This window comes from Aquimarina algiphila, assembly GCF_007489275.1.
Lineage (GTDB): Bacteria > Bacteroidota > Bacteroidia > Flavobacteriales > Flavobacteriaceae > Aquimarina > Aquimarina algiphila.
In genome coordinates this window covers 31,154-55,315 of record NZ_VLNR01000026.1, presented here as the reverse complement: position 1 = coordinate 55,315, position 24,162 = coordinate 31,154, and the positions used below count along the sequence as shown (strand labels likewise).

The window sequence follows — 24,162 nt, the reverse complement described above, 5'->3', positions numbered from 1 at the left end:
TTGTTAATTTTAAACATTACCAATGAACACATAATTTCTTTATTTACAGCATGTATAGAGGTATTAAGAATTATTATAAGTCATTAGAGATCACAAAATAATAGACTTAGGATCTAGTGCCGCGAGGTGTGAGAGTTCGAGTCTCTCCGCCCGCACAGTAAAACAAAAGCTTCTCTTAACCGAGAAGCTTTTTTTGTTTGGGCATATTTCCAAAAAAAGGCCAAATTGAACATTGATGCTCAACATGACCTTACAATAATTAATCTATTACTAATCTATTTTTGGTCTGATGTGGCTTCTGCTTCTTTCTCCTGATCTTCTTTCATCATTTTTTGATCTTCCTCGGTAATATGTTTATGCTCGGTAGATATTTGTTGATGTTCCTTCTCCATATTTTCATGCTCAGCTTTCATTGATTCATGTTCTGAAGTCATTTGTTCTAATGTAATCTCTCCAGAGGCATGTTTTGTTTCTAATTCGGCATGTTTTTCTATCAATGATTTATGAGCTTCAATAAGTTCACCATGTTTAGCTAATAAAGCTGTGTGATTCTTTTCAGTTATCATGTGAAGAGAATCATTTTCTATGGTTTTATGACCATCTACCATTTGTTGATGATCATCTTTCATGGCATTGTGCTCTTTGGCCATAGTTTCATGAGAAGTTTCCATTTCTTTATGGTTTTCTATCATGGCTTTATGTTCTGGGGCTTCAGCTGGATTTTGTTTACAAGAAACAAAGAAAAATGCTACTGCAATTACTGTTAACTTACAAAGTGTTTTCATGATTTTGTGGTTAATGTGTTTATTATTCAAATTTATCTATTAAAACTGTTTTTTTGATAAAATATTCTCTTTAATATTCATGGATGTTGAGTAATTTATACAAATACTCTGATCTAATATAATTATTGAGGACAAACATTTAAGGATTTCTAAAAAAATGCCAATCCTTTCAATTTTTCTGAAAAGTACCTCTAATGCTTAAAAAATTACTATTTTCGATAAAAGTATAGGGGTTTGAATAACTATCTTATGGAATCCAAAAAAACAAGAAATACCGAAAAGCAAAATCTCGTAAGGAATATTTTATCCAAAACAGAACACACTATGTCTGCCGAGGATATTATTCATGCTATGCCTATCAAAGTAAATAAAACTACTATTTACAGGATTTTAGATCGATTTGCAGAAAAAGGTGAAGTTCACTTTATTACGGGTAAAAATGGCAAGGCGTATTATGCGCTTTGCGATAATTGCGGTGTTTCTCATAAAATTCATAATCATATTCATTTTGAATGTCAGGAATGTAAAGAAGTGACTTGTCAACCAAACACCCTACACATTCCAAATCTAGAAGGGTTTACTATACAGGAAACTCAATTTTTAGTCATCGGTATTTGCAATAAATGTAAAAAATAGGAGAAACCACCTGTTCTCCAACAAGTGGTTTCGTAACTACACGTTCCCAACGTAAGTAAAATGATTATGTCTTTTATCTTACTGCTATGGGATAATTTTCTCCTCTATTACTTACAGAACCCGATGTTCTAGGTCCGCTTCCTCTGGCATGCATAATTCCTGCTACATGAGGAGAGGCCATCGAAGTACCACTTAATGTCGCATATCCTCCATTCAAATATGTACTTGTTACACTACTACCCGTTGCAATAACATCAATTGGATTCATATTATAGTTAGAAAAAGATGAAAACCCACGATTACATGTCATTGAAGCCACAGTGTATATATTACTTCCATTAACACAAGCAGGCTGATAACTAGCCGCATTAGCACTACTATTACCGGCAGCGATAGCGACCAAAGTACCTGCATTTCCTAGCGCTAATAGTGCATTTCTATATGATGAATTACTTGAACAACCAGAACCAAAGAATCCTCCAAGACTTAGGTTAGCCACATCTCCTGGTAAATCATACTGTCCTACATGATTTATTCCTGATAATATGGTAGACGTACTACTACCACCACTACATCCAAAAACTCTTACTGGTACAACGCTTGCACCTGCAGAAACACCTACAACACCAACACTGTTGTTAATAGCAGCAGCTGTTCCGGCAACATGAGTTCCATGTCCATTACAATCATTAGGCGACCCTCCTACAAAAGATCTTGCATATGTAGAGTTAGTAACCACATTAAGATCTGGATGGTCCAAATCAATACCACTATCGATTACCCAAATCCATTGATCTTTACCAGCACCGTTAGCTACCCCTCCTGCTCGTGAGATACCACATGGCGTTTGTTGGGCCATTTTTTGTGATGCATCACCTGGAATAATTTCTTCAATTTTGAATTTTGGCAGCTCTACTACTCTATCATACTCAATACCAGCTACATTAGGATCTTTTGATAATTTTTGAAATTCATCATCCCCCAATTTAATGGTCATCCCAGAAATCTTTGTGGTGTAATAGTCCAGAACTTTAGATTGATCTAAATCATTATCCAATAAAATAGAATTCATCTTCTTGATAGAAACTTCAGAAACATCCCTAACCGATTTGGCTTTTGTCTCCCTACTAGAAAATGATGTCTTTTCAAGGACTTTTGAAGCTGGTTGAATTTTTGAATTTTTGAAAACAACAATGTATTGGCCTGGAATAATTTTTCCTTCAGTACTTGTTGGTTCTACGACTGATTCTACCACACCATCAGAAACATTTTCGTCCTGACATGAAGTAATTACTAATGCAGTGAGTAAAGCACTCAACGCAAGTTTGCTAAAATTTTTCATTTGAGTTAAATTTGTGTTAGTTCCCAAAAGTATAAATTCAAAAAAAAAATACACTGTGGTAAAACCGTAGGCTAAACTGCTGATTGACAAAAATTAAGAGGGAATTTTGAGTTAAAAAATAATCTATTGCAACAATGTTGCTTTAGAAAAACCAATGCTTAGAAAAGTATTTAATAAGAAAAATCTTTCAGGTCAGATTTGTAGGAAAATGGCACTTTACATGTTTTAAATATTTAACATATATTAACTTTAATTAACTTTTTATTAACTTTTTATTAACTAAATAGCACAGATTAACACCTTGTTCTTGTTTGACAAACCCTGAATTTATGTTAAACAAATAAATCATTTTACTTAAAGTTTTACAAAAAAAACATTCTTATAAATATCTTAAGATTAAAGTTTGGAACTAATTCCTATATTTATCAAATGAGGATTAATGTTCTAAAAAATATAATTTCTCTCTTTTTTGTTTCAGCCTTTCTGTTTCTTAGAATTGTTGATTTCCATACGTATTCTCATTTTTCTGACGACGAAGATCAATTACATTGTGAGTTATGTGAAATTATTACCACATCTCATAAACTTACGCCTTTTACAGGTAATACATTTGTTGAAGTAGAACAAAAATTTACAATATACTTTCCAGAACATAAAACTACTTTTGTTTACGAAACATCACAATATAGTGTTACACTACCTGAAAGTATTTACAATAAACCTCCTCCTATAGTAAAATCATAGTATTGTTATACTTTATTAGGGACATCAATTAATAATTGTACACTTCATTTTATTCTAATTTTTAAGTTTGAAACGTATTCAAATCATTAGATTCTGATTTAAGTCAGAGTGATAGGTCTATATTTAATTAGCATTCTTCCTAGTAGTTTTTGAGTTATAAAAATACTTCCTATTTCACCGGATCATATTTTGCAAGACTTCTTAATGATCAATAATTTAACAGATTAGCATTCTATAACTAGTGCTTTTCTTCTTATACAAATATAAATTCAGTCAAAATGATTACCACAAATAACCTTACAAAAAAATACAACGATCAAACAGCTCTTGATCAGTTAAACCTTCAGGTAGGCAAAGGAGAAATTTATTGTTTACTTGGAGCCAATGGTGCTGGTAAAACTACAACTATCAATCTTCTATTGGGGTTTATTGAACCTACTTCTGGGGATGCTTTGATTAATGACCTTAATGTGTCTGAAAATTCCAAAGAAACTAAAAAATTCCTTGCATACATCCCAGAAAATCTAATGTTGTATCCAAGTCTCTCCGCAATAGAAAACTTAGATTACTTTTCGGGAATTGCGGGTAAAAAGCTTTCTAAAGAAAGCTTAATCTCCTTTTTGATAGAAGCAGGGTTACAAGAAGATGCCTTTGAAAAACGAGTATCAGCTTTTTCAAAAGGAATGCGACAAAAGGTAGGTATTGCCATTGCTCTTGCTAAAGATGCTAAGGTTTTATTATTAGACGAACCCACTTCTGGTCTTGATCCAAAAGCCAGTAACGAATTTGGACAGCTCCTTCGAAAGCTTTCACAAAAAGGAGTAGCAACATTAATGGCAACACATGACCTATTTAGAGCAAAAGAAGTAGCCACACATATTGGCATTATGAAAGATGGTCAATTAAAAGACGAATTCATTGCGAATGATATTTCTTTACTTGATTTAGAACAAACCTATTTGAGTACCATGAACTATAAAGAAGTAGTGCTATGATCAGAAAAACATTTATTAAAGAAAGTAAAGAGCTTTTTCGTGATGGACGTGTACGTATAGCAATGATTATCGTGGTATTATTAATGGGTGTATCCATATGGATTAGTGCACGACAATATCAAAACACAAATGACCAATATGAAGCAGCCAAAACAGCAGAACGTACTATTTGGGATAATCAGGGTAAAAAAAACCCTCATTCTGCTGCACATTATGGCACCTATGCTTTTAAGCCCAAATACCCCTTATCTCTGGTGGATCAGGGAGTAGACAAATATGCTGGTACTTCTATTTTTTTAGAAGCACACAAACGCAACGAAGCACAGTTTAGCGCAGCAGCCGACCAAACAGGCTTAGCAAGATTTGGAGATTTAACTCCAGATTTTATGTTGTTATTTATGATACCACTGCTTATTATTCTTTTGGGGTACAACAGCTTTACAAAAGAAAACGAAATGGGAACACTTACCTTATTGAAAAGCCAGGGAATTTCTTCTTGGAAATGGATTTTAGGTAAATGGACAGCACTTTTTCTTCCCATTTTGATCTTGATTACTGCACTATTTATAGTAGCAGGTTTAATCCTATCGAATCTAAAGGATTTTGGTGTTTTTGATTGGAATTCTTTGCTATGGATGTACCTGATTTATTCTTCGTATTACATTATTTTTATTAACCTCGTATTATTCATTTCAGCCAAAACAAAAAAATCTGGAATTTCTCTAGTAATATCTCTATCCCTATGGATTTTATCATGTTTGGCTATTCCTAAAGTCGCCAGTAATATTGCAGAAGATACATACCCATATCCTACCCGACAAGAATTTGTTGCTAACGTTCTTAAAGATAAAAAGCAAGGTCTAGATGGTCATAATCCCTGGAGTAAAGAAGCCAAACTATTAAAAGAAGCCGTATTAGCAGAACATGGAGTTGATAGCCTGCATCAACTCCCTTTTAATTTTGATGCGTATCGAATGCAAAAAGGTGAGGAACATGAAGCTGAAATATATTTTAAACATTATAATCATCTTAAAGATCAGTTTGCAAAACAATCTAATGTTTATAAAGGATTAGCTGCATTTTCTCCTTATTTACCTACCCGATTTATGAGTATGGCTATTGCTCATACAGATTATGCTACTCATTGGAATTTTGCCGATGCTGCAGAAAACTATAGTATAGCGACCCAAAAATTTCTGAATGATGACTTTGCCAAGAATTCAACTTACGGTAACTGGGGATATCGAGCTGATGCTAATTTTTGGAAACGGTTACCTGCTTTTGAATATTCACCACCTAAATTAGGCACAGTACTCTCTGGAAACATCACCAATCTAGGTGTTTTAGGGTGCTGGCTTATAGGTTCTTTTCTCTTACTATTATTCATCAAAAAAATTTAAACAATGTTCTCATACAATTTTAGATACGAACTAAAACTACTTTTACGAAGTAAATGGATACAATTATTAAGCATTATTTTATTGCTATTGTTTGGATTTTCGATTTATAACGGAAAAGGAAAAGTAACAAAACGAAAAACAGATATTGTTGCTGCCAAAGATGAAGTGAAAGAAAATGATGAAATGATGCTTAAATTATTGGATTCTGTAGAAAAAGGAATGCAAGTAAGTGCTTCAAGATGGACTATCCCTACTAGTCCCATGGTAGTTGGTAATTACCACCCTCGTGTTGTTGCTATGGAGCCCCAATCTATGGCATTTATAGCAACAGGACAGGCAGATCTTTTTACACATTATGTAAAACCAAAAGTTACTGGGGATGATTTTGCATTAAACTTTACTGAGATGACCAGCCCAGTTCAATTGTTGTTTGGTAGTTTTGATTTAGCCTTTGTCATCGTATACTTATTACCCTTACTCATTATTGCCTTTTCATACAATGTGCTTTCATCAGAAAAAGAAAGTGGTTCGATACGATTACTTGCATCTCAACCTATTCGAATTCAAAATTGGGTATTACAAAAGCTGTCACTACGCTTTTTTTGGTTATCCGTACTTGTGATATTGTCTCTATTAGTTACATTTTTAATTTTCAATATAGAATGGTTTTCAATGTTTCAATCATTCTCCATGTTAATCGGGCTTATATTAACGTATATGCTTTTCTGGTTTGCCCTGGCCTTTCTGGTTAACCTTTGGGTAGGAAGCTCTGCTAAGAACGCCATTTCACTGTTGGGATTATGGGTACTCTTTGTTTTACTGGTCCCGTCTATGCTAAATCAATTAAGTACTACCTTATATCCGATGCCTTCGCGTACCTTAATGATAAATGAAATGAGGGGATTAAAAGCCGAGGTTGCTAAAAAACAAGATAAAATTCTGGATAATTTCCTAAGAGATCATCCCGAATATGCAATAAATGACACAACACAAACCCGTGGGTTTTATCATCGTTATATGGCTTCTCAACGGCTGGTCAAAGAAGAACTAAAACCAGTACTTACGGCTTATGAAAACCAACTAAAAAAACAACAGGCATGGGTAGAAAGATTAAAATGGGTATCACCAGCAATTACAATTCAAGAATCATTAAACAAAATGGCAGGAACCTCTACTGGGGATTATGAACATTTTCGAAAACAAGTAGTTACTTTTTCTGAATCCTGGAGGAGTTTTTTAATTCCTTTTCTGTACAATAATCAAAATTTTACACCAGCAGATTATCCTAAGCTTCCTCAATTTACTTTTCAACCGAAACCAAAAACAAAACAAGCTATGGTTCCAGTTCTTCTTTTAATTATAACAACATTACTTTTCGGCATTGGATTTATTACTTCCAAAAAAGCAAAAGAAAAAAGTATGTTAACTACATCTTGATATGCGGTATTATTTAATGACTCTCGTACTCATGTTGCAATCAGTACTCATAGCCCAACAACGAGGAACAGATAATTTTCCTCCTCCCGAAATACCTGTAGAAATTAAAGCCTCCAGAACTTCGGGAAAAATAATTATTGATGGTAAATTAAATGAAACGGAATGGCAAAATACTGAAGCAGTCACAGATTTTTTTAGAGTAGAACCAGCACAAGGAGGAGTAATCAAAAACCCTACAACAGTTCGCGTACTTTATGACAACAAATACCTTTACTTTGGAGTGTTTGCTAAAGATTCTCTTGGAAAGAAAAATATACGAATGCAGGATTTGCGACGTGACTTTAATAGTGGAGAAAATGATGTATTTGGTATCCAAATTGATGCTCAAAATACTAAACAATATGCCGCGTCATTTCAAACCACTCCTTACGGAAATCAGTTAGACCTTCAGAGTTTTAATGATAATAATACCGATCGGGATTGGAATGCCCTTTGGAGTGTACGAACACAACGAACAGATGAAGGATACTATGCTGAGTTTGCCATCCCATTCAAATCTATACGCTATGATAAACCAGTTGAGGGCGTTCCTATTGAATGGGGAATTACTTTTTATAGACTAGCTCGGAAAGATTTTGAAAAGACAGTATTTCCTGCTATTCCTCAATCCTTCTCGCAAAACAGGATGGTTTATGCAGCCAAACTTACAGGATTAGAAGTTCCTCCTCCTTCAGCTAATATTCGCATTGAACCTTATGCTTTGTACCAATATGACGAAAGTAAAACTGGTAATACAATTACAAATAAATTGAATGAACCCAAAATTGGAGGCGATGTAAAATGGGCGATCAATCCAAATGCTGTATTAGATCTTACCATTAATACTGATTTTGCACAGGCAGATGTTGATAGAGCCGTAAATAATTTGGAGCGTTTCAACATATTCTTCCCCGAAAGGCGGCAATTCTTTCTAGAAAATTCTGGTATCTGGGCCGGAGGAGGTAATTCTGAGTTACGTCCTTTCTTTAGTAGAACCATTGGGCTGGAAAACACGTTTAATGCTGCTCCTGCTCCTCTAGATGCCGGAGCACGTTATACAGACAGAAATGAGAACCGAACCATCGCAGCTCTTGCAGTTCGTCAACGGGATACTGACAATAGTCCCGCTAGTACATTTGGAGTAGCGAGATACACCCAAAATTATGGTAAAGAAAATAATGTGGGAGCTATGGTCACATACCGATTAGATGATTCTTCTGAAGATTTAGGTGTTTCTTCGCAAAATAACACAACCATTTCTGTTGATGGGTTTATTCGTCCTAAAAGCGAGATTACACTTTCCTATTTGCTGTCGACCTCATTGGATAGCGAAACCGGAGACACGGGTTATGCTGGAAGAATATTTGCCGGATCCAGGACAAATAAATACTATCTTGGATATGTTAACACCTTTGTAAGCGACACATATACTCCCAGTATGGGGTTTGTCTTTCAGAAAGACGTAATGTACCATAGTCCGGGAGGATATGCAATTTTACGTCCTAAAGGGTTACCTTTTGTGAGAAGATGGGATCCTGGAGCCTTTTTCAATTATTATCACGATTTTGAAGATTTTGGTAACTTTCAACAAGCAAGCATTTACATATTCCCTATTTATACATGGTTTAAGGATAATAGTTTTGTTGAAGCTTCTTTTACTCCTACCTGGCAAAATATCAATTTCAATTTTGCTCCCTTAGGCCTTGAAATCGAAGAAGGAGAATACCATTATACTCGATTTTTAGTTCGATACAATACTGATCAATCTAAAAAGTTATCAGGGTCTATTCGATATGATTTCGGAAATTTCTATAACGGCACACGTACTACTGTCCTCGCTGGATTGCGTTACGCGCCGTCGCCACATATCTCTTTGTCTGCAGATTATGAGCACAACAATATTAATGGAGTAGGGATTTTACAGGGGGATTTAGACACAGATTTATATACCGCAAGCCTCAGACTTGCATTAAATCCCAGAGTCCAACTATCTACCTTTTACCAATACAATAGTTTTGATGAACAAGGTAGATGGAATATACGTTTTAGCTGGGAATATATGCCTTTATCATTTATCTATCTCGTATTTAATGATACTCAAACTGATGTCTTTGACCCCATACAACGAAATACACAATTTATAAGTAAAATCACTTTTTTAAAACAATTTTAATATGTTAAATCGTATCACTTTATTTGTTTTATGTTATGTACTGCTCATTTCTTGTCAGAAACCAATACAGCAACCTAAAGAACCTTCTGTTATTGACAGAAAAAAGATTGATGCTGTTTTTCGTAAAGATGTGTCTAAAGTGCTATTAGATCATTTATATGTTGTTGTAGATAGTATTACCTATGCTAAATTAACAAAGGATAATGAATGGAAAGATACATATGCAACCATGGATTTAGGACTTCCTGATTTTGCTCCGGTAACCAATTACTCCTCTACTTGCTATTTGCGTGGACACCAACATTACATTGAAATCTTAGGTCCAAAAAATAAATACAATGAACCAATAGGAAAAAGTGGTATTGGTTTCTCTCTAAAAAATGATGATGAACATTTTCATCTGGGTGTAGAGCCTAAATTTAAAGTAACAAAAGACTCATTTCTTTATGCTGCCGAAACTGTAGAAATGCCTTTGGGCGAACACAAACATACTTGGTTCAAGGCTTTCTACACACCAAGCCCAGGAACCGCCTTGCATACTTGGTATGGTTTTTATAATCCAGCTTTTTTAGAAAGTCTTTATGGAAAGCAATATACGTCATATTCACGCGAAGCCTTTCTTAAATCTACCTATGCAGATCAAAAACTTTTTAATGGAATTAAAGAAATTTATCTCAACTGTATTCCAAATGATTATCGCCGTATCGTTCAAGAGTTAAGATATTTGGGGTGTAAATTTTTAGAACAAAACGATAACGTACTCACTATTGCTGGTGGTGATGTAAAAATTAATATTGGATATTCGAACAATATCGAATATAGCAGAATTACTAAAATAGTTTGTCGACTAAACAACATGAACGACGGCATCACGCAATTAGGTAACCTTACTATTAGTAATAAAGGTACCAAATCCATCTGGAACTTCGATGAATTATATAAAAACAACCCATAGAAGAATTTAACATTATTTAAAAAACTAAAACAAAATGAACAAACACACACACCATCTGGTTATTACAACACTCTTAATGTTTTTTACAATTACAGCGTGCAAACAGGAAAAAAAAGCTCCAAACGAAGAAGATAGCTTAAATAACAACACAAAAAAAGAAGTAGAAACTGTTAGACCTAAAATTACACTAGAAAAATTAGAAGACTCTCCCACCTATGTTAATGCATCACTTGTTTTGGATACCCCAGAGAATATAGAAGTAGTTAAATCAGGAGAAATGGAATTTTCTTTTAAAGTAGAAAACTACGAATTAGGGGCTCAGACTAAAGGTCCAAATGCTCAAAAGCTGGCAAATTCAGGAAAAGGACAACATATACATTTCATTTTGGATAACCAGCCCTATTCTGCTCACTATGAACCAAGTTTCAAGAAAGAAGTTCCTGAAGGGGTACATCACTTGGTTGCTTTTTTGAGCCGTTCATTTCATGAATCGGTAAAAAATGATAATTCGGTTATTGTGCGTAAACTCATAGTAGGAGATGATCCCAAAGATACTTTTGGATTAGACATGAAAGCACCTACACTTATTTACAGTAGGCCAAAAGGAGAATATGTTGGAAAAGACACAGAGCAAATTTTATTAGACTTTTTTGTACTTAATACAACGCTTTCAGAAAACGGTCATAAAGTTCGTGCCACTATTAATGGCGAAGAATTTATGATTACAGAATGGGCTCCACAGGTTATCAAAGGACTTCCAATGGGGGAAATTACAATTCAATTGGAATTACTGGATAAAACCGGTGCATTAATCCCTGGCCCTTTCAATAAAGTTACTCGCACTGTTATATTAAAAGAATAAATATATAAAATTAACAGAAAAAACCTGTTATCAAATGCTGAGATAGCAGGTTTTACTTAGGTAGGTATTTAATGTATCAATTTACCTATTGCTTCTTTCAAGATATAATTGCAGTGATCCACATCATCAGCATTAAGTTCTAGGATTCCGGTAACCTCTACTATTTGATCTGTTTTAAAAGCTGATTTTTGTTTAAAAATAACTTCTACAATGGTTTCGGGGCCAGCACCTCCACAGAAAAAACAAGAAGACATAGGATTTCTAGAGACTATGTAAAATTCTTCTTCATGAGAAAAATCCAAGAAATAACCTTTGATGGTAATTTTGGAACCTTCATAAGATTTTATAATAGGTCCAAATGTAGGTTTCAAAAAATAATCATCATAGTGCACGTTATAAACATCATGAAAACTAACATCTGTTAAATTATTCCAAGATAATTTGTGCTGAGCAAAGAGATGAAATGGAATACTTATAAAAAAAAGTAATAAAAGGATTTTACGCATCAGTAAGAATTTTAGAAACGTTTAATTTATATAATGATGATGAGGCCATAATTGAGGCCAAAAAAGTGGTTAAAATCACTAGAGCCAGCAATAGTAACTCTTCTTGATTAGGAAAGTCAAACACCAAAAGATGTCCATATGTGTCTTCTATAAAAACTGAAAATACCCAAATACTTATTCTTCCTAAAAACCATCCTAAAACAAATCCTACAAAGGATAAAAAAAATGCCTCTATGAAAACTAATTTTATCAACTGAAAAGTATTGACACCATAGGTTCGTAACAAAGCCAACTCCTGTTTTCTTTCACTTACCGTTTTTATTAAATTAATAAATATACTAAGCCCTGCTACGAATAAGATAGCAATAGAGATGTTATTAACTACCTTGAAGCCAATCCCTAAAAACCTCATTAATCGCTCTACTTCTAATTTGGGGAGCGCTGCCTGCATTGCTGTTTTTTCATTAATAAATCTAGACATTTGTAAAGCTCCTATGGGATTTCTAAATTTCACTAACAAAGAGGTTATTTCTCTTTGTTCTTCATGCTCCTCTTCAGGATGATTGTGATCTTCGGTATGTTCATGTACTTCCCAAATACTTTCCAGATTTGTAACGATAAGGTGATCAATAATTGTACCTGTTGGCTTTAATATTCCGGTAACAATAAAAGGTTTCTTTGTATGAGTTTCTAATGTGTTTTCGGCCAAACCATGTGCACTTGTAAAAGTATTACCAATTTGTAGATTGATTTTTTTTGCTACATTATCTCCAATAACTACCTCTAATGGTTTTTCATACAGTTTCCCTTCTCGAAGTTCTGCATTATATCTAATCAAATACTGTTTTGAAGTACCTAAAATTCTATAACCCCTATAATTATCCCCATAAGACACCGGTATCATTTCTTTAACCATGCGATTTTTACTCATCTTTAAAGCTTCTTCTAATGGTATATTACCAGTAGGTGTATCAATATGTAAAACAGAAGATAAAACAAGTTGTAGCGGGCTTCCTTTAGCACCTATAACCATATCAAATGGTTTAATATTATTTTCTAAGTGTTGGTTAAGTTGATTTCTTACTTGTAATACAAAAGTAGCTAACGAAATACTTAGTATTAAAAGCAGAACACTTAAAGTTGTATTCAAAGGTTTAGAAATCAAATTTTTATAGGCCAGATGTAACAATGTTATAAAATTATATGATTATCAAAATGTGTTTTAACTCTTTGATCATGAGTTATAATTACTAAACTACTTTTACAGGTTTGGGCCTCTTTTTTAAGTAGAGAAATGACGTTTTCACAATTCGCATCATCCAGATTAGATGTAGGCTCATCGGCCAATATAACTTTAGGTTTGTGTATAACTCCCAAAGCAATTGAAAGTCGTTGTTGTTGTCCTTCACTTAACTGATAAACTCTTTTGTTTTCGAGATTAGACAGCCCCAATTGCATAATTAATTCTTCTCTTCGATATCGATTACTTTTGTTCTTAGGAAATCGTTGGCGTAGAATCAAATTCTCTGATAAAGTTAAAGACCTAATAAAATAAGCTCGTTGAAAAATCAATCCAATTTTTTGCCCTCTAAAATAATCTAATTGCTTTCTTGTAAGTTTATTTAAATATGTATCGCCAATAAAAATATCTCCTTCTTTTGGAGGCAAAAGGCCTGCCAGAAGATGTAACAATGTTGTTTTACCAACACCTGAAGGCCCCAAAATCAATATATCTTCTGTAGGAGGCAAATCGATATCTGGAAAACAAAAGGTGTTATTTTGTGTATCCTGATAGGTAAACTGAAGAGAATCGGTTCGTATCATAATATTATTTCGCCAAAAATAAATAAATATTACTAACGCAACAAAGTTGCATTTATAAAATAATGTTATATTTGCCTCACTTAAACAAATTCATTTTTTTGTGAAAATATTACATATACATAGTAACTCGGATACTTTAGGAATCTTAGCCAGTGGCTTATGTTTATTACATTGCTTATTTACTCCTTTTTTATTCCTTGCGCATACAGGATCTGTTCTATTTCAAGAAGGATATTCTTTTTGGTGGAAATCACTGGATATTATCTTTTTGGGACTTTCCTTTATAGCAATTCGTCAATCCACCAAAACCACTACAAACCTAAAAATAAAATATGCTTTTTGGTCAACTTGGCTGTTGTTGTTTATTATTATACTAAATGAAAAGCTATCCATATTTCCTTTACCGGAAGAAGTCATTTATGTAGTATCTCTATCATTGGTGGGGTTACATTTTTATAATAAAAAATACTGCAGCTGTGAAGGTGAAAAATGCTGTACAAATTAATTTATAATGAGCACAAAAAGTCAAAATGAAATAGAATTAATTGGAGATGCTCATATTTCCAATTCGACAGAAACACCTTTACGGGCTGATGCTTTTGAAAAATCTGATCATGACAAAATCAAAAGTATTCAACATCATTTTTCAGAGATCATGAAAGAATTGGGGCTTGACTTAACAGATGACAGCCTTTCTGGAACACCCTATAGAGTTGCTAAAATGTATGTAAAAGAACTCTTTTATGGTTTAAACCCAAAAAATCGTCCCAAAATTTCCACTTTTGAAAACAAATATAAATATCAAAAAATAGTAGTTGAACAAAACATAACGATCGATTCATCCTGCGAACATCATTTTCTTCCCATAATTGGTAATGCCCATGTAGGGTACATCCCTAAGAAAAAAGTGATCGGACTGTCAAAAATTAATAGACTAGTAGATTATTATTCACATCGTCCTCAGGTACAAGAAAGACTTTGTTTACAGATTCTAGAGGATTTACAGCAAACTTTGGATACCAAAGACGTTATTGTTATAGTGAATGCCAAACATTTATGCGTTTCTTCCAGAGGAATTAAGGACAAAAGTAGTTATACTACTACAATGGAGTTCGGAGGTGAATTTATAGAAACTGAACTCAGAAATGAGTTTTTGAGGATCATTAAAGAGAGAAGAAACTCCTTTGAATAATACAAGTTTTACTTCTTACCATGTATTTAACTTTTTGTACAAACTAGAATTTCCTAAAATTCAACGATATGTCTAAATAACAACTTAAAATTTTGTTAAATCAAAAAATCTTTTTTTTATATTTCTGAAATTGCGGTCATGCGCCGACAGGTAATTACAAATATTATTACTTTGCTGTTCACAGCAACTTTCCTTGTTCCAAGGGTTGCCAACTTGCACGCATTAAGCCATCTATCAGATGATGACGAACCTATTTCTTGTGAGCTTTGTGATATTATATCCAATTCTCATCAATTTGACTTGATTACTAATGATACTTATTGCTTCGAAGATACCCAAATAAATATTCCAAGCTCATTTGTGATCTTTACTCAATATAATACTCCAAAGGAGAAAATTGCCTCTCCTATTTCTATTTACAATAAACCCCCTCCTGTTTTCTCAGGAATATTCTTACTATCCTAAAAAGCATTGTGCTATGTGAATTTATACTCACTATAGTCATTTTATTTAATATCAATTTGTCATCAGAGCTTGCATCATTGTTAGGTCATCGGGAAAAAATTGTATACAAAGGTATTTGTAGTTCAAAATAGTGTACTACTTTGTATTTAAGGTATTTCTTCAAAAACAGTCAGTTATCGGTTCTAACCGAATTTAAACACATTAGTCGTCAATCTTATTTTACATTATAAAAATGCTTAAAGCAATAAATCTTACCAAAACATACGGTAAGCACCAAGCGCTAAGTCAACTAAATTTATCTGTTGACAAAGGTGAAATATTTTGTTTACTCGGTCAAAATGGTGCGGGTAAAACAACAACAATCAATCTGTTTTTAGGTCTTATTGAACCTACAAGTGGTGAAGCATTGGTCAATGGTGTTACCGTAAAATCAAATAATAACGAAACCACCAAAATGATTGCATATATCCCAGAGGTCGTGCAACTTTATGGAAATCTTTCTGGAATAGAAAACCTTAATTTCTTCAGCAGATTAGCGGGATTTAAATATACGAATACTGACTTGTCTAATTTTCTATCAAAAGCTGGACTTCAAGAGGTGGCACATCAAAATAAATTGTCTTCCTACTCAAAAGGAATGCGACAAAAAGTTGGCATTGCCATAGCACTTTCAAAAAATGCAGATTATATTTTTATGGATGAACCTATCTCAGGTCTAGATCCCATTGCTACACTCGAATTCACCAAAATTTGTAAAGAATTAAGCAATGAAGGTAAAGCTATTTTTATGGCTACTCATGACATCTTTAATGCAGTAAATGTGGGAACCAAAATTGGTATTATGAAAGAAGGACAATTAGTTCATACTTCAAACACCGATACTATCAATGCAACTCAATTACAAGATTTATACTTAAAAACTATCTAAACGTAAAACAAATCAATTCACATAATGAAACTTTTTAAATCACTATCCATCCTTTTACTTGTATTATGTAGTTGTGCCACATTTGCACAAGTACAAGTAACAGGAACTATCATCGATACTGGAAATACACCAATAATTGGAGCTACAATTTTATTAAAAAACGCAGAAAATACTTTTGGAAAATTAACTGATAAATCAGGGAAATTTGAAATAGATGCTCCTTCGGGAAATTATGATATCGAAGTACGTTATTTAGGATTACAGTCCTATAAAAATACAATTGAAATTAGTGATGGTTCAACATTTGATGTAGGGACTATTCAATTAGAAGAAGGTACAGAACAACTACAAAGTGTAGAAGTCGTTGGTCGTGCACGAACAGATTACAACAGTGATTATTCGTTTTCTTCGACAAAGGTTGCTATAAAAAACAGAGAATTACCTCAGGCAGTATCAACCATTACTAAAGAATTAATTAACGATCGACAAGCCTTTCAGATAGCAGATGCTATAAAAAATTCTAGTAGTGTAACGCATACAGGGTTCTATAATCATTTTAATATTAGAGGTATCATTCAGGCAGAAGACGGCCAGCTTATTAATGGTATGAGAACTCGTCAATATTATTTTTTACAACCTATTACATCACATATAGAAAGAGCAGAAGTTATTAAAGGACCTTCTTCTGTAACTTTTTCTAGTGTTGATCCTGGTGGATCAGTTAATTTGGTAACTAAAAAACCTTTAAAGGAAAAAAGAAATGAAGTAAGTGCCACAGTAGGAAGTTTTGGAACACTAAGAGCAACCGCAGATTTTACAGGCCCCTTAAATGATTCTGGAACTTTATTATATCGTTTTAACACTGCAGTTCAAGAAGCAAGGTCTTTTAGAGATTTAGTACAGAACAATCAATTTCTGATAACACCGTCTATCACGTTTTTACCAAATAGTACCACAGCACTAAACGTAGAAATGATATATAGCAGTGGTGTTGGAAACTTGGATCGGGGTCAACCGCTTTTTGGCCCTATTAATGGTCAATTTGATCTAAAAAGTACAGATATCTCAACAAATGTTGGAGCCGCTAACGACTTTTATTCTTCAAAAGAGTTTATGGTGATCAGTAATTTTAGTAAAGAAATTACTGATCATATTGGATTTAATGCTTCCTATATGAAGCAAACCTGGGAAGAAGACCTTGCAGAGCATCGTGTTGCCGGTTCTGCCGCTGTAGATATTGATGGAAATGCGATTCCTACACTTGCCGAATTACGTTACGTAGAACGACAACAGTTTTGGATTACAGATAATTACACCGCATATATTAATTTTGATATTGAAAATGATTCGTTTACCAATAAACTATTAGTAGGATATGATGGTAGCAGATGGGAACGAACTATAGGTGGAGCATCGAATGGTGCTCGTAGATATAGAAGATTGAATGGTACTGCAACTTCTTTTGACCCTGCTGAAGCAGCTCAATTTGAAACTATTGACATCAATGGTGTAACTGCACCTAGACCCAATGTTGACCATTTTAATCTCGCGGATCCTAATAATACAGCCAGAGAAACTTCAGGCTATATCACTTCAGAATTTGCTATCCCAGCAAATCTTACCACTTCAAGCGGTATTTATATCCAGAACCAATTTAAGATCGGTAAGTTTTCTGCATTACTAAATCTTCGATATGATTGGTATGAAGATATTTTTGATTACAAATCAAATAATGAAGAGTCTAATAAGAACGAGGCTTTTATACCTAGAATAGGGCTAACATATGAAGCTACTGAAAATATTAGTGTTTATGGTTCCTATGTAGAAGGATTTCAGCCACAGTCTAACACCGTTACGCTTTCACCTGCTACCGAAGATTTTTTCTGGGCGGGTTCTCCTGCTAGTTTTGATCCTTTAGAAAGTGACAACATAGAATTTGGTGCTAAGGGAGAATTTTTAGGCGGAAAAGTAATAGTTAATGCTGCTGTATATCAAATAACTCAAAAAAATCTATTACAACAAGATCCTAATGATGAATCCGTATTGACAGAACGAGGAGAACAACGTAGTCGAGGTTTTGAGTGGGATCTTACTGGATATGTATTACCTAACTTTCAAGTAAGTGCTTCCTATGCCTTTATTGATGCAGAAATCATAGAAGATGATGATCCAGCTTTAATTGGTGAACGCATTGGAGGAGCACCTGAACATAGCGCTAATTTTTGGGGACGATATGATTTTACGCATGGAGCTTTAAAAAATATCGGAGTAGGTTTTGGTACAGAATATCGTGGAGATCGTTTGTCATGGTATGGAGATCGTATAGAATTACCATCATACACGATATTTGATGCAGCAGTATACTATCGCCCTTCTGGAATCGATATGCAAATTGCTTTAAAGCTTAATAATCTATTGGATGAAACCTATTGGAATGGTGCATTAAACGCCACCAGGCTTTTCCCTGGCGCTCCGAGAAACGTATTGTTAACCACAACGTATAAATTCTAAAAGATGAAGTGGGCAAACGTTCGGTTATTCGCATCAAACTTTTGGCACAATGCGACTACGCCAAAAACTTTTTATCTCTTATATTCAATTTTTATACTGCTAACAGCTTTTGCAGCTGTTAGCGGTATTCAAAATCATATCACTCAAAATGATATTCGACAAGATCACCAAATTAAAGCCCGACAAAGCTGGGAAGCCAACCCTGATAAACATCCTCACCGAATGGCTCATTTTGGTACTTTTGCATTTCGAGTAAACCCATCTTTGGGTATTTTTGATTACGGATTAGAAAGTTTTACAGGAAGTACTGTGTTTCTGGAAGCTCACAGGCAAAACAGTGTTAACTTTTCTGAAGCAACATTTTCTACGGGTACGTTGCGATTTGGGGAATTGAGTTTAGCTCTACTATTACAATTAGTGCTGCCATTAATCCTATTTTTCATAGGATTTTCAAGTATTGCTGCCGACAAACAAAATGGAACCTTAAAAATAGTACTATCTCAAGGAGGAAACTGGAAAGAAATTCTGTTTGGAAAATCAATTGGACTTTTCGGAATTTCAACTCTATTTTTTATTCCCGCTATATTAGTGGTAGTTATTACGCTTTTGGTATTAGAAAATCAAATGACAAATAGCCTTCAGTGGTTTCGAGTTTCACTAATAGGCTTGGGGTATTTAGCATTCCTGTTTGTCATTTCTACCTTTACCATCGTAGTATCTGCTAGTAGTAGTAGCCCAAAAGATGCTTTATTACGGTTATTAGGCATTTGGTTGTTACTGGTCGTGCTTTTGCCTAAATCTGCTCAAGCTATGGGAAATTACTGGTTTCCAACACCTACAAAATTAGCTTTTCAATCGGCAATAGAGAAAGAAGAAATCCAAAAAGGGGACAGCCATAATCCTAATGACCCTCACTACAACAAGCTACGGGATTCGGTATTAGCCGTACATAATGTAAGTAAGGTTACCGATTTACCTTTTAATTATTCTGGTTTTGTGATGCGGGAAGGTGAAAAAATCACTTCTACTTTATACAAAAAACATCATGCAAATTTGGTAAGCACGTATACTAATCAAAATAACATTACTAGATTTTCATCTTTTATCAATCCATTTACAGCTATCAAACAATTATCAATGACGATAGCAGGAACAGATTTTTCGTCTTATATAGATTTCCAAAATCAGGCAGATGACTATCGTTATCAGTTATCTCAAACGATGAATGAACTTCAAATGGAATATATCAGTCCAAAGAAAGAAAGTGGTTCTGAAGGAAAAACTCATGTAGTGGATCATGAGCATTGGGAAGAATTCTCAGATTTCCACCATAAGCCTATAGAATTTGGTGCTTCATTTAAAGAAGCCATTCCGGCAATAATTTCGATACTATTATGGACAATAATTGCTTTCGCGTTATTGCTATTCACCTCAAAAAGAGCTAAAGCGATATGATAAAATACAGGTTATTTTTGCAACAATGCATTCGGTCAAAAGAAGTCTGGATTAGTTTATTGCTAATTACATTATTGGGTATCTTATCTATAATCATTGGGAGCAAACACCTCTCACGACAACAAGAAGCAATTACTGAAGTAAAAATGTATCAAGAGCAACATTTTGATCGACAAGTGTCTCTTCATAATGAGGATTTAGGATTGTTATTATATTATTTGAAGTTTGCCCATATCAATACTTTAAATCCATTGGCAGGAATATCTATTGGTCAAGGAGATATCAATCCTACAGTTAAACGAATTACAATCAAAACCTTTGAAGCGCAAAAGTTTGATACCGATTTGGTCAATCCTATGAATTTACAATCTGGCAATCTTGATCTTTCTTTTGTAATTATCTATTTATTCCCTCTATTGGTTATTGTTTTAACCTTTAATGTTATTTCTGAAGAGACAGAAACCGGTACCTGGCGCCTGATGTCGATTCAAACGAAATCCAAACTAGGATTTATTGTTTCCAAACTTTTGATCAGATTAGGGTTATTATTTGTGGCATTGATATTCCTTTTTTGCCTTGCAAAATTTATACTCAATATACCTATAAATAGCGGTTTTCTTTCTATACTGGGATTATCTATGCTATATATCATATTTTGGTTTACACTCACTTTTTTTGTTATTGTTTTTAAGAAGTCTTCTGGTTTTAATGCACTGTTACTGCTATCGATTTGGCTGGTTTTAATTGTTCTATTACCTGCTGGAATCAATGCTTATATATCTTCAAAATATCCCGTACCTGAAGCTTTAAGTACTGCAATAGCACAACGAGATGGGTATCATACTAAATGGGATACTGATAAGTTGGCTACAATTGAAAAGTTTTATCAGCATTATCCACAATTTAAAAAATACGGATATCCTACAGATGGATTTAATTGGTTATGGTATTATGCAATGCAACAAATGGGAGATGATGACTCAAAGACTCAGCAGAATGCCTTAAGTGAAAAGATCGAGTTACGGGAGCGCACTAGTAAGCAAATTGCATCAGTAATCCCTAATATGTATATCCAATTGGCCTTTAATCTATCAGCAGGCACCAGTATGAGTCAACATATAGAATACCTTAATGAAACCGAGGCGTTTCATGAGAGGTTAAGGCTTTTTTTCTATCCAAAAATATTTGAAGAGCAGCATGCGGATACTATTGATTGGAATCAATTTACTCCTGAATATTATAACACAAAAGCTAATTTAAAACCCGTACAGGATATGTTACCCTTATTATTAGCATCAGTGTTTATGATGTTAATTTCAATACCAATGGTACGGCGTTTATAATGAAAAAACTTTTAAAAACTTAAGGAATTATAGCAATATTCATAATGGTTTCATCTTTATTGATGGGTGGAGTACCTATCATATAAAGTATCATACTGTTTTGCGATGCTTTAATATCCTCTAATTTGTTACCAAAAAAAATCGTAATGTAACCAACCGGCTCTCTCTTTTCAATTAAATTACCAGCCTTTTTTTCAGTATAGAAGAGTCTGGTTGAGTTACTTTTATCATAAATCATTTATCAATTATTATGGGTTTTGTTTTCGTTAAATCGGATTGTTTGTTTGAGTTAATCATTTTTAAGTTCATAAACAATGAGAACATTCCATTTACAATTCGATCAATTTCAGTTTTGGTAGGAATACCCAATCGTCCACATTCGATATCCACAGATGGAATCTTGCGATGGAAGGCTTCTTATGAACAATATAAACTAGGTTTTTTTAGTTGTTCCTCAGAAACATTAAAAATAATCGAATAATCAAATCCCATTGCCAATACCATTTCACATCCTTTTTGTGAAACTTTAGGAAGTGCATCACCAGCATGCATATCTACAAAAGGTAATTTTGATAAAAAAGGTTGTCTTTGTAATCAAGCAACCTTTTTTACTATCTATTATTCTTTAAAAAAGTCGATTTTATTTAAAAATTAAACTTTCCGTTGTTGTTTTTTCTTTCTGCTTCTGGTAATATGGTTTCAACGATATCCCAATGTTCAACAATTTTTCCATCTTCTACACGAAAAAGATCATAATATGAAGTTGGAATACCTCCAAGTTTACCTTCACTGACGGAAAGTACAAAATTACCTTCTCCCAATACTTTATGAATAGTCGAATACTCCATAGCAATTCCTTCTTTCGCCATTCCCTCTAATGCTTGACCTAGTCCTGATAATCCATCAGCGATAACAGAATTATGTTGTATATAATTCTCTGCACCTTCATTAATAAAGTTCCCTATTTTATCCATTTCGCCTTTCATTAAAATCGCTGAAATAAAATCTTTCACCAAAGCTTTATTGGTTTCTGTTTTATTTAAACTTTCAGGTTTTGTGGGACCATCAGTTTGAGTATGTCCACTTGGATTTGCAGGAGTTACTGCAGTCAAATTATCCCAATGCTCTACAATCAGACCTTCTTCAAATCTAAATATATCGAAACCGATTTTTGGTCCAAAAAAGTCATAAATCGTATGGATAAATACATATTCTTCATCTTGGTATGCTCGTACTACATTAGCTTTAAAACCTCCTTCGGGAGCATTCTTCATTATGGCTCCAAAACCTGATAAACCATCACCCACAGCCAAATTATGTTGGATATATTTATTTGGATTGATGTACCCTATTGCTGTTTGGTCTCCTGTATTAAAGCTGTTTAATAATGCTACTGCTTTTTCTTTATTAGATAATTCCATCTTTTCTTCTTGTTTTATTGGTTTTACTTCTTTTTTTGCATTGCAAGCCACCGTAGCAAGCATAAGCAACACTATGATTGAGTATTTCATACTTTTTAAGTTTTGATTATAGCACAAAATTAGCGTGAGAATATGAAGTATCGTGGGTTAATGTTGACGTAAAATAGGTTAATATCGAACCTACATTTCTAATCATGCAGTTTTTTAAACATATTTGGGGTTAATCCCGTATGTTTCTTGAAGTATTTGACAAAGTTACTGGATTCTTCAAATCCCATAGAAAAAGCCAATTGAGTACTTTTTATAGATGAATTTATCAGGCTCCTTTTTGCTTTTAGGATAATAAATTCATCTATAAACTTTTTGGCAGTAATATTTATAATCTCTTTGCAAATGGTATTCAAATGTTTGTAAGAAATGTGCAATTCGGAAGCGTAGAAATCGGCATTTCTACTTTTATAAAAATTATTTTCTAAGAGTGATTTGAATTTTAAAAAAGTGTTGAGTTTACCAGAGTCTTTAAGATAGAATGTCTGATATTGCTGTAGTTGTTCTAATTTTGAGAAGAGAATGTTATATAAATAATTGATAATATTCTTTTTATTGTACTGACTATCATCCTCATCATAAAACTCCTTATATAATAATTGAATATAATTGTTTACACTTGAGCTTTCAGGAATTTTAATTTTTGGAGAAAATAAATGCGAAGTAAATAATCTAATTACAGCATCACTCGGAAGGTGATTTAATCTCTCATTAAAATACTCTTCGGTAAAAAGTATGATAAAACCTTTCACATTTTTCTTGAAATTGAATGCGTTAACTTGTCCTTTAACCAAATAGACAATAGTATTCTCTTGTACTTCATGCCAAGTAAAATCTACCAAATGCTGCATTGTTCCACTAGTATAAAAAGCTAACATATAAAATTCTAGCTGGTGTGCTTTTTCTGGATTATGATCCAAATTATCCTTTCTTTCAATTAAGTCTTCAAATAAAAATATCTCTATCCCCTTTATTTCTGGATATTGAGTCTTAAATGAAATATTTGGGATTTCTTTGGACATATACTGATGGTTTGGATGGTAAACATATATGCTATAGCTGCACTGTAATAATATCTTTGGTTAAACATTAAATTTATTA

General features: G+C 33.6%; 22 protein-coding genes. 15 read left to right on the top strand and 7 right to left on the bottom strand.

Features of this window, described 5'->3' with window-relative positions:
- Nucleotides 1–275: 275 nt before the first annotated feature.
- The gene (locus FOF46_RS13745) at nt 276–785 is read right to left on the bottom strand and encodes a hypothetical protein (RefSeq protein ID WP_143916819.1); all 510 of its coding nucleotides are present in this window, start codon (nt 783–785) and stop codon (nt 276–278) included.
- Between the two features lie 249 nt (nt 786–1,034).
- Between FOF46_RS13745 and FOF46_RS13740 the strand changes: the two genes are divergently transcribed.
- Nucleotides 1,035–1,421 carry a Fur family transcriptional regulator gene (locus FOF46_RS13740; RefSeq protein ID WP_109434247.1) on the top strand — a complete coding sequence of 129 codons (387 nt, stop codon included), beginning with the start codon at nt 1,035–1,037 and terminating at the stop codon, nt 1,419–1,421.
- Nucleotides 1,422–1,494: 73 nt separating this feature from the next.
- On the opposite strand, the gene FOF46_RS13735 is transcribed toward FOF46_RS13740, so the two are convergent.
- Nucleotides 1,495–2,763, bottom strand: coding sequence for a S8 family serine peptidase (locus FOF46_RS13735; protein ID WP_143916818.1), 1,269 nt, complete (start codon nt 2,761–2,763; stop codon nt 1,495–1,497).
- A gap of 429 nt (nt 2,764–3,192) precedes the next feature.
- Between FOF46_RS13735 and FOF46_RS13730 the strand changes: the two genes are divergently transcribed.
- From FOF46_RS13730 to FOF46_RS13700, 7 genes are all read left to right on the top strand, one after another.
- The gene (locus tag FOF46_RS13730) at nt 3,193–3,507 is read left to right on the top strand and encodes a hypothetical protein (RefSeq protein WP_143916817.1); all 315 of its coding nucleotides are present in this window, start codon (nt 3,193–3,195) and stop codon (nt 3,505–3,507) included.
- A gap of 278 nt (nt 3,508–3,785) precedes the next feature.
- Nucleotides 3,786–4,502: an ABC transporter ATP-binding protein gene (locus FOF46_RS13725; protein ID WP_143916816.1), complete on the top strand. Its 717-nt coding sequence runs from the start codon at nt 3,786–3,788 to the stop codon at nt 4,500–4,502.
- Nucleotides 4,499–5,902, top strand: coding sequence for an ABC transporter permease (locus FOF46_RS13720; protein WP_143916815.1), 1,404 nt, complete (start codon nt 4,499–4,501; stop codon nt 5,900–5,902). Before FOF46_RS13725 ends, FOF46_RS13720 begins: the two co-directional genes overlap by 4 nt.
- 3 nt (nt 5,903–5,905) lie before the next feature.
- On the top strand, nt 5,906–7,339 hold the full coding sequence (locus FOF46_RS13715) for a DUF3526 domain-containing protein (protein WP_143916814.1): 1,434 nt from the start codon (nt 5,906–5,908) through the stop codon (nt 7,337–7,339).
- Nucleotide 7,340: 1 nt separating this feature from the next.
- Complete coding sequence (locus FOF46_RS13710) at nt 7,341–9,551, top strand: DUF5916 domain-containing protein (protein ID WP_143916813.1); 2,211 nt, start codon at nt 7,341–7,343, stop codon at nt 9,549–9,551.
- 1 nt (nt 9,552) lies between these two features.
- On the top strand, nt 9,553–10,506 hold the full coding sequence (locus FOF46_RS13705) for a DUF5829 family protein (protein ID WP_143916812.1): 954 nt from the start codon (nt 9,553–9,555) through the stop codon (nt 10,504–10,506).
- A gap of 34 nt (nt 10,507–10,540) precedes the next feature.
- Nucleotides 10,541–11,368 carry a hypothetical protein gene (locus FOF46_RS13700; RefSeq protein WP_143916811.1) on the top strand — a complete coding sequence of 276 codons (828 nt, stop codon included), beginning with the start codon at nt 10,541–10,543 and terminating at the stop codon, nt 11,366–11,368.
- Between the two features lie 68 nt (nt 11,369–11,436).
- Here the strand turns inward: FOF46_RS13700 and FOF46_RS13695 are convergent, their stop codons facing one another.
- Genes FOF46_RS13695 through FOF46_RS13685 form a run of 3 tightly spaced genes read right to left on the bottom strand, consistent with a single transcriptional unit; the run spans nt 11,437 to nt 13,698 of the window.
- Nucleotides 11,437–11,874 carry a hypothetical protein gene (locus FOF46_RS13695; RefSeq protein WP_143916810.1) on the bottom strand — a complete coding sequence of 146 codons (438 nt, stop codon included), beginning with the start codon at nt 11,872–11,874 and terminating at the stop codon, nt 11,437–11,439.
- Nucleotides 11,867–13,024: an ABC transporter permease gene (locus FOF46_RS13690; protein WP_143916809.1), complete on the bottom strand. Its 1,158-nt coding sequence runs from the start codon at nt 13,022–13,024 to the stop codon at nt 11,867–11,869. The genes FOF46_RS13695 and FOF46_RS13690 overlap by 8 nt, the downstream gene beginning before the upstream one ends.
- A 41-nt stretch (nt 13,025–13,065) precedes the next feature.
- Nucleotides 13,066–13,698, bottom strand: coding sequence for an ABC transporter ATP-binding protein (locus FOF46_RS13685; RefSeq protein WP_143916808.1), 633 nt, complete (start codon nt 13,696–13,698; stop codon nt 13,066–13,068).
- A 100-nt stretch (nt 13,699–13,798) separates the two neighbouring features.
- Between FOF46_RS13685 and FOF46_RS13680 the strand changes: the two genes are divergently transcribed.
- From FOF46_RS13680 to FOF46_RS13650, 7 genes are all read left to right on the top strand, one after another.
- A complete protein-coding gene (locus FOF46_RS13680) occupies nt 13,799–14,203 on the top strand; it encodes a MerC domain-containing protein (protein WP_244299616.1) in 405 nt (134 codons plus the stop codon).
- Between the two features lie 6 nt (nt 14,204–14,209).
- Nucleotides 14,210–14,890 carry a GTP cyclohydrolase I FolE gene (gene folE, locus FOF46_RS13675; protein WP_109434259.1) on the top strand — a complete coding sequence of 227 codons (681 nt, stop codon included), beginning with the start codon at nt 14,210–14,212 and terminating at the stop codon, nt 14,888–14,890.
- A 138-nt stretch (nt 14,891–15,028) separates the two neighbouring features.
- Nucleotides 15,029–15,355, top strand: coding sequence for a hypothetical protein (locus tag FOF46_RS13670; protein ID WP_143916807.1), 327 nt, complete (start codon nt 15,029–15,031; stop codon nt 15,353–15,355).
- Nucleotides 15,356–15,587: 232 nt separating this feature from the next.
- Nucleotides 15,588–16,283, top strand: a complete 696-nt coding sequence (locus tag FOF46_RS13665) for an ABC transporter ATP-binding protein (protein WP_109434260.1) — start codon at nt 15,588–15,590, stop codon at nt 16,281–16,283.
- A 24-nt stretch (nt 16,284–16,307) separates the two neighbouring features.
- Nucleotides 16,308–18,794: a TonB-dependent receptor gene (locus FOF46_RS13660; protein WP_143916806.1), complete on the top strand. Its 2,487-nt coding sequence runs from the start codon at nt 16,308–16,310 to the stop codon at nt 18,792–18,794.
- Nucleotides 18,795–18,797: 3 nt separating this feature from the next.
- Nucleotides 18,798–20,249, top strand: coding sequence for a DUF3526 domain-containing protein (locus FOF46_RS13655; protein WP_143916805.1), 1,452 nt, complete (start codon nt 18,798–18,800; stop codon nt 20,247–20,249).
- A 17-nt stretch (nt 20,250–20,266) separates the two neighbouring features.
- Complete coding sequence (locus tag FOF46_RS13650; RefSeq protein ID WP_208746777.1) at nt 20,267–21,592, top strand: DUF3526 domain-containing protein; 1,326 nt, start codon at nt 20,267–20,269, stop codon at nt 21,590–21,592.
- A gap of 644 nt (nt 21,593–22,236) precedes the next feature.
- Here the strand turns inward: FOF46_RS13650 and FOF46_RS13645 are convergent.
- The gene (locus FOF46_RS13645; protein ID WP_244299615.1) at nt 22,237–23,103 is read right to left on the bottom strand and encodes a nuclear transport factor 2 family protein; all 867 of its coding nucleotides are present in this window, start codon (nt 23,101–23,103) and stop codon (nt 22,237–22,239) included.
- Between the two features lie 98 nt (nt 23,104–23,201).
- Nucleotides 23,202–24,083 carry a helix-turn-helix domain-containing protein gene (locus FOF46_RS13640; protein ID WP_143916803.1) on the bottom strand — a complete coding sequence of 294 codons (882 nt, stop codon included), beginning with the start codon at nt 24,081–24,083 and terminating at the stop codon, nt 23,202–23,204.
- Nucleotides 24,084–24,162 lie beyond the last annotated feature (79 nt).